This window comes from Niallia alba (genome assembly GCF_012933555.1).
In the GTDB taxonomy this organism is placed as follows: Bacteria; Bacillota; Bacilli; order Bacillales; family Cytobacillaceae; genus Niallia; species Niallia alba.
The window spans coordinates 1261270-1275334 of record NZ_JABBPK010000001.1 but is presented as its reverse complement, the minus strand read 5'-3'; the positions used below and the strand labels follow the sequence as shown (position 1 = coordinate 1275334).

The following is a 14065-nucleotide window of genomic DNA, read 5'->3' as shown; positions in this document are numbered from 1 at the left end:
TAACTATTTTTGCATATCTTTGTTTTTCTGATTGCAACTTTCCATTGCCGCTAAAATGGTTCCCCTAAAGTGATTTTGTTCTAGCGTCGTGATCGCTTCAATTGTTGCTCCACCCGGTGTGCATACTTCATCTTTCAAAATTCCAGGATGCTTGCCTGTTTCTAAAACCATCTGCGCTGCTCCCAAAACAGCTTGAGCAGCCAATTTATAAGCTTTATCTCTCGGAATTCCGCTTCGAACGCCGCCATCTGCCAATGCTTCAATAAACATATATACATATGCTGGAGAAGATCCACTAATGGCTGGAATATAATCCATTAAGCTTTCATCCACCATTTCCACTTGTCCAAATGACGCAAACAAGTCTTTTATAAAAGCTATCTCATTCTCGTTTACCTTGTCATTTGCACAAAAAACAGTCATTCCTTCCCCTACAAGGGAAGGTGTATTTGGCATGGAACGAATAACTTTTATCTCTTTAGACATCTTAGACTCTATGTATGCTAGATCTATTCCTGCAGCAATCGTTACAAGGATTGTTTCCTTCTTCACATAAGAGCTTACTTCTTGTATGACTTCTCCATATAAATGCGGCTTTACTGCAATAATAAGAACATCAGCGAAGCCTGCTACTTGCTTATTATCTAACGTTGTTTCTATTTGAAAAGTTTCCATAATCATTTGTGCACTTTCCATTGACTTCGTACTTGCGAAAATATCTTCTCTTTGCATAAAAGATGATTGAAGCATTCCATTTACCATCGCTTGGGCCATTTTTCCACACCCAATAAAACCAACTTTTCTTTTTTCCACTCTGATCTTCCTCTCTCGTTTGTCCTTCTACTCTTACATAGTACGAGAAGAAAATCAACCAATCCATCTAACCACTAGCTAAATAGTATAGTTAACACATTATCTTCGGACCGTTTCTACTTTGATAGCCCTGCTTAAGCTGATCTATTCTAATTGCTTCTATCATACATAAACTCCCTTTATCTGAATGGAATGATAATAAATAGATACCATATTCGATGAGTGAAACAAGAATGATTTCCATTTCCATTCCATCCAACCTCAACATACTATCATCACAATTCGACACCTTCTCTCTCACCATTTCTAAAACGAATAGAATTCCTTTGGACGCATTTTCTATACTAAAATCCATTGCCTCTTTTATTAGTAAAAGATTTTCTTCGGTTACGTATATTTGCTCCTTCACTTTAAGCCTCCCTCATTCATTTGAAATTCTATCCTTATCACGAAATCATCATTTAAGCTTTATATAATCTGGAAGAAAAATCTCGTCTGGTGTTTTTGAAAAAATACTAGATATCTGTACTGCTTGATCATAAGATAAACCTCGTTTGCCATTTTCGATTTGCCAATAATAAGACTTCGTAATTCCTAGCTTATCAGCCATCATTTGATAGGTATAGCCATATTGCTTTCTTATGATACGCAGTTTATTCCGATGCATTTTTTACACCTCATCTTCCCAATTATCATTTTTTTCCTTATTAAAATTATACGTAAACAAGTGGTTTACATCAATATAAAATTCCGAATTTGTTAACAAAAATTCATTATTTACTGTTAGCTAAATGTTAACTTATAATAGAGGTATCGAAATTAGGAGCTGGTTTAGATGAATTTTCCAGAAAGATTGAGACATTTACGGAAGTCTGCTAACATTTCTCAACAAACACTTGGGGATGCAATGAATGTAACCAAGGTATCAATCTCGGGCTACGAAACAGGAAATCGAAAACCTGATACAGACACCTTACAAAAACTTGCGGATTATTTTGATGTAAGCACGGATTATCTACTTGGCCGATCAGAAACAAAGGAAACAAGAGCTACCTATCATAGTAAAGCGACGGATAATAACATTTCTTTCGAAGAATCAAAACTGCTTTCGCAATTGCAAAAATACCCAACTCTGTATACCCATCTCATTAAAGACCCGGAAAGAACAGTTCCACAGCTATATAGACTCTGGAATTTTATAGAAGAAGAAAAGCAAAACAAATAGGAGTTTATTAACTTAACAAAACCCTTATAAGAGCGTATAATATATATAATTCTTATAAGAAAGGTTGGTTTTATGACTGATCTGGTGAAAACAATTCCTCTACCATTAGTTCGTACTAATCAATGGGTTATTTTTCTGTCTGTTTTACTTAGTTTAGTTTTGCAGCAATACTGGATTATGCTTATTCCACTTATTGCAGGAATCTGTGGATTATTATTTCAATGGAATCCCATTATGAAAGTAGCAAGTTTGTTTCTAAAAAAGCCAAAGAAGGAATACCATCAAGAGGACTGGGATCAGCAACAGTTTAACCAAATAATTGCCATTTTTTGCTTAACAATTGGTTCCCTTTCCTTTTTCCTTAACTGGACTGTCCTTGGTTACATCTTTTCGATCATGGTTGGGATTGCTTCCATTGTTGCAATACTTGGATTTTGTATTGGCTGCTTCATCCGTTTCCAATGGAAAAAATATCAATATAATCGAAGCTTATAATACAATAGAAGAAAGGGATTCAGTCTTAATCACTTGAATCCCTTGTTTGTTTATAAAGAAAACGTCCATTAGTCAGGGTCTTTCTACCCGTTAAGAGTGGATAAACTTCTCTCTTTTATTTGTTTTTCGATTATTTCTTTCCATACATTTAAAGAAAGTTCTTTAGACTTCTCTTCTCCATATTTTCTAACATTAACAGTATGTTGTTTCATTTCTTTATCACCTAGTACAAGTAAATATGGAATCTTTTGCATTTGTCCTGCGCGGATTTTATACCCTAATTTTTCGTTGCTGTCATCTATCTTCACCCTTACCCCTACTTCTTTTAAAGCTGATTGGACGTTTAAGCAATAATCTAGGTGAACACTTGAAACAGGAACAATTTGAACTTGTGTTGGAGCAAGCCAAACAGGGAAGGCACCTGCAAAATGTTCAATTAATATTCCAAAGAATCGATCAATCGATCCATATATAGCACGGTGAATAACGACCGGACATACTTTTTCATTATTTTCATTTATATATGCTAAGTTAAATAGCTTTGGCATTTGAAAATCGAGCTGAATAGTTGCACATTGATGACTTCTTTTTAAAGCATCCTTTATATGAAAGTCAATTTTCGGACCGTAAAAGGCTCCGTCTCCTTCATTAAGAATATAATCAATTTCTAAATTCTCTAGAACATTTCTTAATGCACCTTCTGCCAATTCCCAGATGTCATCGCCTTCCAACGAATCTTCTGGTCTAGTAGAGAGCTCTACAGTGTATTCAAATCCAAAAGTACGATAAACGTTATCGATTAATCGAAAAATGCTTTTTATTTCTGCTTCTATTTGGTCTTCTCTCACAAATAGATGGGCATCATCCTGACAGAATGTCCTTACACGAAGCATTCCGTTTAGTGCACCACTATATTCATGACGATGAACCTGGCCAAATTCAGCTAGGCGAATTGGCAAATCTCGATAAGAGTAGAGACTATTTTTGAAAATAAGCATATGTCCCGGGCAATTCATCGGTTTTAGCGCAAATTTTTGCTCATCTACTTCTGAAAAATACATATTTTCATGATAATGATCCCAATGCCCTGATTGTTTCCACATTCGTTCATTCATCATCAATGGAGTTCTTACTTCTTCATAATCCTCCTCACCCTGAAGTTCTCTTGAAAATTGCTCTAATTCATTACGAATGATTTGTCCTTTTGGTAAATAAAACGGCATGCCAGGAGCCTCTTCCGAGAACATAAAAAGCTCCAATTGCTTGCCTAATTTACGATGATCCCGTTTGCCTGCTTCTTCTATCATTTCCACGTATTCTGCTAATTCTTGCTGACTCGAAAAAGCAACTCCATATACTCTTTGTAATACCTCGTTCTTACTATCACCTCGCCAGTAAGCACCAGATACACGCATTAATTTAAATGCTTTAATAAAACCTGTAGAGGGAACATGAGTCCCACGACATAAATCAATAAACTCTCCTTGTTGATAGAGGGAAATCGATTCATTCTTTGGTATTGCATCTAATAGCTCTAGTTTAAATTTCTCTTCTTTCACTTGAAAAAGTTGTAGTGCTTCCTCGTACGAAACTTCTTTTCGAACAAAAGGAAGATTTTCCTTGATGATTTTTTTCATCTCCTTTTCAATGGCTGCCAACTCATTGGCAGTTAAGCTATGGTCAAGCTTCATATCATAATAAAAACCATCCTCTACAACTGGTCCGATTGCTAATTGTACATTCGGATACAACCTTTGTATCGCTTGTGCCATTACATGGGCGCTGGAATGACGCATAATAGATACCCCTTCTTCGGAGTCTATTGTTAAAATAGACAAATGCACATCTTCCTCTATTCGATGACTCATATCCACGATCCATTCGTCATTTATCTTTGCACCAACTGCTTTCTTCTGCAAACTTACACTAATAGACGCAGCAACTTCTGCAACTGTACTTCCTTTTGGATATTCCTTCTTACTTCCATCTGCTAATACTACCTGAATCATTTTTTACACTCCTTTTTTTATTTTATGGGTTAAAAAAAACACTCATCCCTAAAGAAAGGGACGAGTGTTTTTTACCCGTGGTTCCACCCAAATTCCCATGAAAGACATTGTAGTTTTCTCATGGCTTGGGGCAGTAACGCTGCCTAAACGATATTGGTTACTTCAAGTTCACCAATATAGCTCAAAGGTGGTAAATTATTTTCCTTTGCTAGGAAGCTCGCACCTTTTCTTCCCTCTCTGCTAACAGTAAAAATAATTCATGTCCTTTTCATCGCTTGATTATTAAATTGTTAAAAAACAAAAAAACGCACTCATCCCTAAAGAAAGGGACGAGTGCGTTTACCCGTGGTTCCACCCAAATTCCCATGAAGAACACATAGTGGTTTTCTCATGGCTTGGGGCAGTAACGTTGCGTCTACGGTATTGGATACTAGTTTGTTCCCCAATACAGCTCAAAGGTGGTAAGATACTCTTTCTGTGTTAGGAAGTTTTCAGCAATTCTTCCCTCTCTGGAAACCGAAATAGTAGCTCATGTCCTTGTCGAAGCTTTTCATGATCAATTTTTTTAATATTCTATTACAGAATGAGAAATTATGCAACCTTTGTTTTTATTTTTTCTGTTCCTTCAAACAATCGTATAATTTTGTAATAAATCACAGAACGGTTTGCTTATATAAGTAAACCGTTCTGTGATTTTCCCATAGACTGCTCTAAATTCAATAAGTATTTCTTTCGCTCTACTCCTCCACCATAGCCACCTAACTCACCGTTTGTGTTAACAACTCTATGACAAGGAATCAATATGGAAATTTGATTTGCACCATTTGCATTACCAACAGCTCTTACTAGATTTTTATTTCCTAATTCCTCCGCAACCTCTTGATAAGTCAATGTTTGCCCAGGAGGAATAGAGTTAAGTATATCCCAAACTTTCACTTGGAAAGGTGTTCCTTTTTTTAAAAGTGGGATGGTAAATTGAGATAGTCCCTTTGTAAAATACAGATTTAACTGCTGTACTAAATTTGTATTTATCTCAGTGTTTCCAGGTAAAATCCTAGCATTATGCTTCTCTCTTAATTTTTCAATTTCTTTTTCAAGACCTCTTCTATCTAGAAACTCTAACAAATATAGATAGTTGGCATCAGATAGACTAATCATTTTTCCAAGAGGTGTGGAGAATATATTTGCATTAATGATGGAAATGCTTGTCTTCTTAGGAGGGTTTCCCATAATTTTTGTAAACGCATCGTTAAATCCGCTGGGTGACTCATATCCCAATGAGAATTGTTGATCAATTACCTTTCTCCCCGTCAATATCTCTTTAAAAGCAAGCCCCATTCTACGTGATCGAGCATATTGTACAAATGTCATCCCATATATCTCTTTAAACATTCTTCTAGCAGTAGCAGAATGAATTCCTATTTCATGAAAGTCTGCTTCTTTCCATCGTTTCTCAGGATTTCTTTCAACAGCAGCTACCAAAATTTCGACCTCTTGAGGAATACTATTAGGATAAAACAAAGGATTACACCGCTTACAAGGCCGATAACCAGCTAACAAAGCCTCTTCTGCTGATAAAAAAAACTCGCAATTCTCGTATTTCGGTTTTCTAGCTGTACATGTTGCATGGCAAAAGACCCCTGTTGTTTTGATACCCGCAAAAAAGATCCCATCATATTGAGGATTTTTGTCCACTAAAGCTTTATAAAATTCTTTTTTCTTTTTTTCACAATTAATCATGTGTATAAGCCACCTTAATTTTGAGTCAATTTTATTTTGCCCCTGACTTTGGAGTTCTTTTAATGATTCAATTAGTTATTTCTATATCTTTTATTATAAGGATTTAATAAGGAGATACCTCATAAGCCCCAAAATGAACAAGTATTTTTTTATTTACTCACTCAAAAAAAATGTTCTTTTAACCTAATTTCTAATTTTATGTTTAAAACTAATTGGTGAATAAAATTCAATTAAAAATATGTTAGCTATAGTTCTAATTCCACATATTCAAAGGGATGTAAGTAAATCATATCCCGAAGGTTATGGGATTGAAATAGAACCTTGGCTTGTAAACTTGATTCAAACCAAAAGAGTCAATGGTTTTCGTGGATTTATATTAACGTTAACTTTGAAGTACAACCTTCCATTGGTCATCATGTACTAGTTGGTAAAGACAGACTGACATATGAAATATCGTATGGTCCTGAGATAAAATTACTAGATCATACTCATTTAAAAACTTATAAACTGAAACTTCCATAAGTGGGGGTTTTCCTTCCTCCCCCACTTATGGTTAGTTGAACCAATATCCATTTAGGGAGACTATAAATCTCTAACATTGGATAAATTCCAACTATAACTGATTTTCTGAAATGCCCGTTTTAGTAATTAAAGTAGACCTTAGGAACACCTAAGGTCTACTTTAATTACTTGTTTTTCATGTAATTTTGATAATTCTTATTGCCACCAGAAAGATTATAAATATCATAGAATCCTAAGTTGCGTAGAACATTTTGTGCTGCATTTCCCGTTATTCCACCATTGCAATAAGTTACTGTAGGTAAGCTCGGATTAAGGTCTTTGCATTTGTCACGCAAGGCTCCTAAAGGTATATTAATGGCACTCTCCACTTTTGATACTTTATATTGTTCTGCGGAACGTGTATCAATTACCTGAATCTTTTCTCCTTTTTCAAGCCTATCCGTCAGTTCTTTCGGTGTAATTAGCTTATTTTTCTTTTCAATTGCATTCTGCAAGGCCATTCCAGTATACATAACTGGATCTTTCGTAGTACTAAATGGAGGTGCATAGGCAAGATCAAGATGAAACAAGTCTTCTGCTTTCGCCTTAAACGTGATAGCTGTTACAAAGACATCAATTCGTTTATCTACTCCTTCTTTCCCTACTATTTGTACACCTAAGATTCTTCCTGTTTGTCTATCTGCTATTGCTTTAATGAGTAACTCTTTTCCGCCTAGATACTCTGCTCTAGCTGGTTTAATATTATGGAGTATTTCAATATCATAACCTTCTTCTAATGCTTCCACTTCATTCATTCCAGTTTGGCCGACTGCTAAATCAAATACTCTTAATATGCCAGTTCCTAGAATACCTCGATGTTCTAAAGAGCCACCCGTTATTACGTCTCCAGCAATTCTCCCCATTTTGTTAGCTGTACTTCCTAATGGACGATAGATAGATTTTCCTGTAATAACTGAGTAACTTTCTGCCACATCACCTACAGCATAGATATCAGGAAGATTAGTCTGCATTTTGCTGTTAACAGCGATAGCTCCACTATTACCTAGTTCAACACCGATTTCCTTAGCCAATTTTGTATTTGGGCGAACCCCTGTAGCTAATATAACCATATCTGTTCCAATAAATTTTCCAGATTTAGTTTGTACATTCATCTTGTCTATAACTGTTACTTCCTCATTTAAGATTAGGGTGATACCTTTCTTTACTAGATGCTCTTCCACACGGGAAGCAATATCTTTATCCATATGTGTCATTACATGATTACTACGTTGTATAATCGTGACATCTAATCCTCTATGACTAAGTTGCTCCGCCATTTCTAACCCAATATATCCTGCTCCAATAATAGTAGCTTTCTTTGGTTGGTTTGCTTTCATATATTGATCAATTGCTACTGTATTTTGTATGGTACGTACTTGGAAAACGTGGTCTTCTTCTACTCCAGGAATATTAGGAGTTATTGGTGAAGCTCCTGTTGCAAATACCAATACATCATAAGTATCTTCTTTTATTTCATTTGTATCTAAGTTTTTCACTTGAATTTTTTTCTGCTTAGCGTCAATCTTAATAACTTCGTGACGAATAAAAATATCAACATTGTATCGCTTTTTGAACCAAGCAGCACTTCTTGGAGTTAATGTTTCTAATTCTTCTACTTCTCCGCCTAGAAAATAAGGAATGCCACATATCGAGTAAGAAATGTCATAATCTGCATTGTACAATGTGATATCCGCTGTCTCATCGTTTCTACGTGCTTTTGCTGCTACAGAAGTTCCTGCTGCAACAGATCCTATAATAATTACTTTCATGATTATACCCTCCGAATTTAGTATCTATATAAGATGTACACTTAGCTAACTTTCTCTATGACAGAATGGAAAGCCACAAATATAAACCGATTAATGTAATTAAAAGAGTTGGAATAGTTAAGATGATACCAGTTTTGAAATAGGTACCCCATGCTATTTTCACCCCTTTTTGAGATAAAACATGAAGCCATAACAAGGTTGCTAAAGAACCAATTGGTGTAATTTTAGGACCTAAATCAGACCCAATAATATTTGCATAAATCAATCCTTCTTTTACTACTCCAGTTGCGTTTGTATCGGCTATGGCTAAAGCATCAATAAGTACTGTGGGCATATTATTCATAATAGAAGAAATAATAGCAGCGATGAATCCCATACCAAGTGTTGCAACAAATAATCCTTGATCTGTAACTGCCTGAATAACACTAGAAAGCAGGTCTGTTAAACCGACATTTCGTAAACCATAAATGACAACATACATTCCAATTGAGAAAAAAACAATTGCCCATGGTGCACCCTTTACTACTTTCTTAATAGATACTACCGAGCTTCTTCTAGCAATTCCAAGGAAGATAATTGCGATTACTCCTGCAATGAGTGAAACCGGAATAGACAAGAATTCACTGACGAAATAACCAATGAGTAATACAGCTAAAATCAACCATGATAAACGAAACATCTTTAAATCTTTTATCGCATCTTGAGGTACTTTTAATTGGTTTAAATCATATACCTTTGGACACTAGCGTCGCATTAAAATAATTCAAAGCCCTTTATAAATCTGAATTTTCTGCAATATTATTCATGCACAAAAAAATCCTTTATAATGGTTGGGTGGTAGTAAACCATCCAAATCCAAAATAAAGGACATACGCATGGATAAGTTTACACGAAAAACATCATTTGAACAATGGCTTTCACCGATTTCCTCCACAAAACTAGAGGAACTTGTGGAAGCCTATCAATTAAATTACTATACAAAGAAGCTGTACATTGCTTCATTCTTGAAATTACTCGTATTCGCACAACTCAACGAAACCGAAAGTCTACGTGCGGTTAGTGATACGTTATTCTCGGATGACCTACAAAAAGCAACCGAACTAGAATCAATTAGCTTTTCGCAACTGGGACGCCGGCTAAATCAAGTGCCGACAGAGGTGTTCCAGCAGGTGTTTCTAGATTTAGTCGCGCAAATTCATAAGAAAACGCATTTTGAAAAGCGACGGAAAATGACAACACCACTGAAAATCATCGACTCAAGTACGTTACCATTGAACCTGAACAATCATAAATGGGCTGAATTCCGCAAAACAAAATCAGGCATTAAGCTCCATTTACGTCTTGTTTACTTAGAAAAGGGCTGTTCATACCCGGATAAAGCGGTGTTAACGAATGCGATTGAACATGATCGAGGTCAGCTAGAAGTACTTGTTGACGACAAAGAGTGCATGTATGTTTTTGACCGTGGTTACTTGGATTACAAGCAATTTGACCGTATGACAGACGACGGGTATTTCTTTGTCTCACGCTTACGAAAAAACGCCGTTACACATCAAATCGAGAAATTTCACCTTCCAAAAAATTCAACTGTTTTATCAGATGAAATGATTTCTTTGGGCACAGCACAAAGTCGGGCTGGTAATGAGTTTCGACTACTGAAAGTGATGGATTCAAAAGGGAATGAGCTGCACCTCATCACGAATCGTTTCGACTTAAATGCGGATGAACTCGCTGAACTGTACAAATCACGCTGGGCAATCGAGCTGTTTTTCAAGTGGATGAAACAACACTTGAACATCAAAAAGTTCTACGGACAAAGCGAACAAGCTGTCCATAATCAAGTGTACATCGCGATGATTGTCTACTGTTTAAACGTACTGGCTCAGTTGGGTACAAACAGTTCACGGACGTACTTACAAATTAGTCGGTTGTTAAAAGCAGCACCGTGGAAATCCGCACACATTTGGATTCGAAAAATAGCAGGAAGAGCTGTCCCGTAAAGGTTTAACCGTCTCTGTCGCCCTCGCCAAAGGTTATAGTGAAAAAATGGATGATTACTACCTCTGTTCACGTGTCTTCATTTTTCTTCTCAAACGGAAAAATAATAAAACAGAAAATTCAGTCAATATTTATGCGACGTTAGTGACCTTTGGAATTCTTTTACGGAAATATAAATACAACACTAAGATACTTGCTACTAAAGAAAAAATATTTGGCACAATCATTCTGGAAGCATATTCTACAAAACCAATATCAAAGAAATCAGCAGAAACGATGTTAACCAAATTACTGACAACCAAAGGTAAAGATGTAGTATCGGCAATAAAACCACTTGCAATGATGAATGGAAAAACCATTTTTTCTTCTAACTTTAACGCTCTAACCATTGCTAAAACGATTGGTGTTAAAATTAGTGCTGCCCCATCGTTTGCAAAAAAAGCTGCAACAATAGCACCTAGAATAGCGACGTAAACAAACATCTTCAAGCCGTTACCACCAGCGAATTTTGCCACATGTAAAGCAGCCCATTCGAAAAATCCTATTTCATCTAGTATTAAAGAAATAATAATAATTGCGACAAAAGCCAGTGTTGCATTCCAAACAATGCCTGTTACGTCAATGACATCTTGGAAATCAACTACACCAACAAGAAGGGCTAAAATTCCACCCCCACATGCTGACCAACCAATCGAAAGATTTTTCGGTTGCCAGATAACTAATGTCAGTGTTAATAAAAAGATAATTATTGCTAATATTGTTTGTAACAAAGCTGTTAACCTCCACTAATTACATATAATTCTTAAACCCTTTTCCTCTAGCCATTGAAACTTTTCTCTCTGGCTTGGTACATGTTTTAATAACGTTTTTACTATTTCGTAGTATTCACTTGTTGTGCTTAAAGAATAGACCACCCACTGACCTTTTCTTTGTTCTTTTACAATTCCTAGATCCCTCATTTTCCTTAAATGCTGGCTTATAGAAGGCTGTGACATTTTGAAAATTTCAACAAATTCACATACACAACATTCCTGCTCAGCCAACATACTTACCATAGCTAATCTTGTTTTATCACCTAAAAGCTTTAATACATTTGCTGTTTCTTTTAATTCCAATTCATGTATCAATACTATTAACCTCCCATTCTATACCTTCACAAGAACATATAAGTATATTGTTATTTACTTATATGTATATTACAATAAGGAATACTAATAAGTCGTAGTGTCAGATAAATGTCACCACTTACATAAGTATATACTTATATGTTAATAAGAGAATAAGTTAATGTCAACTACATTAATCTATTTAATCACAGGATATACGCAATCCGTTATCCTCAAGCCATCTAAACTTTGCATTTTGATTCGGGACATAACCTAAAATATCTTTTATCACAGGAAAAAAGTGATTTTGTTGGTCAAGAGAGTAAATAACCCATTGGCCTTTTCTTTGTTCTTTAACTAGACCTGCATCTTTTAATTTTCTTAAATGTTGACTTACAGCTGGTTGAGTCATTTGAAAAACATCTACCTACTCACAAACACAACAATCATGTATCAGAAGCATTCCCATTATGGATAACCTTGTCCGATCACCTAGCAGGTTTAAGATATGAGCAGTAGATTCTAATTGTCCAGTAGTCATGTTTAATCACCAGTCCCCTTTGAATTAAGTTTATATTAAATGGATTTCCTATAGTTTTCAAGAAAATAAAAGCTAGTCAAGGTTTATTCACTATTTCATGTACCATATTAAAAAAATATAATATTCATTCCCTATTGCATAATTGCATAATTGCATGAAGATATTTGTATCTAGAATAAGATTATTATGCCTTTCGATTACCTAAAGGATAAAAAAAGTAGTAGTACTCTTGGAGACACTACTACTTAACAAAGTCTTCTATATGGTAGATTAATTAACTTAGATAAATTCTTTTACTACTTGTTCCTATATGGGGTTTTGTGCCGAAACTTATCAAATTACCATTTACTACTACTGTAGGTGTTACATTCTTAAGAATCTCGTCTTCACTATTGAACTCCCCCCACTTATCGACCTTGCGATCTGATTGAAGTGGGAGATTCTTGGGAACAGAGCGTACTTGTTGACGTATTTCTTTGCCAACAGAGGTTTCTCTTATTGACCAAGCTATCCCCATCGATTCCTACGGTTCTATATTTTGTTTAAGCCAAAACTAAAGTTCTTAAGCCTTCAGCTAGGATATTTTTGCTGGCATTTATATCTCTATCGTGATGTTCGTGGCAAACAGGACTAGTCCAATCTCTTATTTCAAGAGGTTTCTTGCCATCCTGATGTCCACAATCGGAACATATTTGACTGGACGGAAACCATCTGCTTATTTTTACGATTGTTTTACCGTACCATTTGGCTTTGTATTCTAATTTCGATACAAAAGCAGACCACGATACATCAGAGATTGATTTTGCTAACTTATGATTGCGTAACATTCCTTTCGTATTCAAATCTTCGATACAGACAATATCGTGGTTTTTGATGATTTCTGTACTGAATTTGTTAAGGAAATCGTCACGTTGATTCATGACTCTTTCGTGCAATCTAGCGACTTTACGTTTATAGTAGCATGCTGTCCAAAAAATGTTATATGAGCATTGGGATTTAGTTTAGCAGCGCGTTTAGCAATTTCTACTCCAGCATGTACCGCATTGAATAATGGGACAGATATGGCAATTAATCCTTTATGTAAAAATTTTTCTTCCACTATTCCCTCTACATAAGTATCTAATACGGAAACGTTAAGCATTAACAGCAATAGCTGTGATTTGTCCAATTTCTTCACTATTAAATCCAAGCTGCTTAGCCATCAGTACAGCATTCTTTAAAGCCCCCTGATCATTAAGCAAAGTTGCTGACGTTAATATAGCAACCACTTTTTCTCTTTCTGGTAAAGTACCACCTTCAACTGCTTCGTTAAAAAACGTATCAAAAATAGAATTTAATTGTGGGTTTAAAGATAACATATTAATCTATCTACTTATTAACTTTATTAGAGGATGGGACATAACTAAATAGATACTCTGTAAAGACGAACAATTTCTAATATAGCTAGTAAATAGCGGCTGCTTTCGCATACTTTTTACAAGAGGAAATATAATTAGTTGGAAAAACAGAGCAGCCGGAATACACGAAGACTCCTATGGGATTAGCGAGACAGTCTGAGACCCTGCAGGCCACAGGCCGAAGCGGCTCAGCGCGAGCCCCATGGAAAGCGAAGTGTATTCCGGCTGCGGGGAATCGCACCAAACTTCATGGAAACATCCTTTGAAAAACAAATAAAAGCCCGAACAATTATACGGAACATTCATTAGCATCTTCGTATAATTGTTCGGAATTATCCTTGGCTGGAATACTTATGTCCCAGCCTCTTCGTTATGTTAATTCGATGATATAACCTATCTTGAGAACTTTCA

At 35.7% G+C, this 14065-nt stretch carries 12 protein-coding genes, 5 pseudogenes and 2 other annotated features; of the genes and pseudogenes, 4 read left to right on the top strand and 13 right to left on the bottom strand.

Annotated elements, in window-relative coordinates; all coding sequences use genetic code 11:
• Positions 1 to 3: 3 nt before the first annotated feature.
• The 3 genes from proC to HHU08_RS06335 form a co-directional block, all read right to left on the bottom strand.
• Complete coding sequence (gene proC / locus HHU08_RS06345) at positions 4 to 813, bottom strand: pyrroline-5-carboxylate reductase (RefSeq protein ID WP_016201878.1); 810 nt, start codon at positions 811 to 813, stop codon at positions 4 to 6.
• 91 nt (positions 814 to 904) lie between these two features.
• A complete protein-coding gene (locus HHU08_RS06340; RefSeq protein ID WP_016201877.1) occupies positions 905 to 1222 on the bottom strand; it encodes a hypothetical protein in 318 nt (105 codons plus the stop codon).
• Between the two features lie 48 nt (positions 1223 to 1270).
• Positions 1271 to 1480 carry a helix-turn-helix transcriptional regulator gene (locus HHU08_RS06335; RefSeq protein WP_016201876.1) on the bottom strand — a complete coding sequence of 70 codons (210 nt, stop codon included), beginning with the start codon at positions 1478 to 1480 and terminating at the stop codon, positions 1271 to 1273.
• Positions 1481 to 1648: 168 nt separating this feature from the next.
• Here HHU08_RS06335 and HHU08_RS06330 point away from each other — a divergent pair, with 168 nt between their 5' ends.
• Complete coding sequence (locus HHU08_RS06330; RefSeq protein ID WP_016201875.1) at positions 1649 to 2038, top strand: helix-turn-helix domain-containing protein; 390 nt, start codon at positions 1649 to 1651, stop codon at positions 2036 to 2038.
• A 72-nt stretch (positions 2039 to 2110) separates the two neighbouring features.
• The gene (locus HHU08_RS06325; protein WP_169188054.1) at positions 2111 to 2533 is read left to right on the top strand and encodes a DUF4395 domain-containing protein; all 423 of its coding nucleotides are present in this window, start codon (positions 2111 to 2113) and stop codon (positions 2531 to 2533) included.
• Between the two features lie 83 nt (positions 2534 to 2616).
• Here the strand turns inward: HHU08_RS06325 and thrS are convergent, their stop codons facing one another.
• Positions 2617 to 4542 (bottom strand): threonine--tRNA ligase, encoded by a 1926-nt coding sequence (thrS, locus tag HHU08_RS06320; RefSeq protein WP_169188053.1) that lies wholly within the window; start codon positions 4540 to 4542, stop codon positions 2617 to 2619.
• A 53-nt stretch (positions 4543 to 4595) separates the two neighbouring features.
• Positions 4596 to 4823, bottom strand: a binding site (T-box leader).
• Between the two features lie 41 nt (positions 4824 to 4864).
• Positions 4865 to 5095, bottom strand: a binding site (T-box leader).
• Positions 5096 to 5211: 116 nt separating this feature from the next.
• Positions 5212 to 6282, bottom strand: a complete 1071-nt coding sequence (locus tag HHU08_RS06315; RefSeq protein WP_169188052.1) for a bifunctional transcriptional activator/DNA repair enzyme AdaA — start codon at positions 6280 to 6282, stop codon at positions 5212 to 5214.
• Between the two features lie 321 nt (positions 6283 to 6603).
• Here HHU08_RS06315 and HHU08_RS25880 point away from each other — a divergent pair, with 321 nt between their 5' ends.
• Positions 6604 to 6804, top strand: a complete 201-nt coding sequence (locus HHU08_RS25880) for a DUF3888 domain-containing protein (RefSeq protein ID WP_084668632.1) — start codon at positions 6604 to 6606, stop codon at positions 6802 to 6804.
• Between the two features lie 164 nt (positions 6805 to 6968).
• Here HHU08_RS25880 and HHU08_RS06305 read toward each other — a convergent pair whose 3' ends face one another.
• Together HHU08_RS06305 and HHU08_RS06300 are read right to left on the bottom strand one after the other, a co-directional pair.
• The gene (locus tag HHU08_RS06305) at positions 6969 to 8612 is read right to left on the bottom strand and encodes an FAD-dependent oxidoreductase (protein WP_169188051.1); all 1644 of its coding nucleotides are present in this window, start codon (positions 8610 to 8612) and stop codon (positions 6969 to 6971) included.
• A 55-nt stretch (positions 8613 to 8667) separates the two neighbouring features.
• Positions 8668 to 9351 (bottom strand): annotated as a pseudogene (locus HHU08_RS06300) (ArsB/NhaD family transporter); the annotation flags it as partial.
• A 136-nt stretch (positions 9352 to 9487) separates the two neighbouring features.
• On the opposite strand from HHU08_RS06300, the gene HHU08_RS06295 reads away from it, so the two are divergent.
• Positions 9488 to 10612 carry an IS4 family transposase gene (locus tag HHU08_RS06295; protein ID WP_036180785.1) on the top strand — a complete coding sequence of 375 codons (1125 nt, stop codon included), beginning with the start codon at positions 9488 to 9490 and terminating at the stop codon, positions 10610 to 10612.
• A gap of 135 nt (positions 10613 to 10747) precedes the next feature.
• On the opposite strand, the pseudogene HHU08_RS06290 reads toward HHU08_RS06295, so the two are convergent.
• The 6 genes and pseudogenes from HHU08_RS06290 to HHU08_RS06260 all read right to left on the bottom strand — a co-directional run.
• Positions 10748 to 11380 (bottom strand): annotated as a pseudogene (locus HHU08_RS06290) (ArsB/NhaD family transporter); the annotation flags it as partial.
• 15 nt (positions 11381 to 11395) lie between these two features.
• Entirely contained in the window at positions 11396 to 11725 is a 330-nt protein-coding gene (locus HHU08_RS06285; RefSeq protein ID WP_016201868.1) for an ArsR/SmtB family transcription factor, read from the bottom strand.
• Positions 11726 to 11918: 193 nt separating this feature from the next.
• Positions 11919 to 12257, bottom strand: a pseudogene (locus tag HHU08_RS06280) (ArsR/SmtB family transcription factor).
• 542 nt (positions 12258 to 12799) lie between these two features.
• Positions 12800 to 13210: pseudogene (locus tag HHU08_RS06270) on the bottom strand (RNA-guided endonuclease TnpB family protein); the annotation flags it as partial.
• A pseudogene (locus HHU08_RS06265) lies at positions 13195 to 13392 on the bottom strand (arsinothricin biosynthesis radical SAM protein ArsL); the annotation flags it as partial. The pseudogenes HHU08_RS06265 and HHU08_RS06270, both read right to left, overlap by 16 nt.
• Entirely contained in the window at positions 13391 to 13615 is a 225-nt protein-coding gene (locus tag HHU08_RS06260; RefSeq protein WP_016205525.1) for a carboxymuconolactone decarboxylase family protein, read from the bottom strand. The gene HHU08_RS06260 and the pseudogene HHU08_RS06265, both read right to left, overlap by 2 nt.
• Positions 13616 to 14065 lie beyond the last annotated feature (450 nt).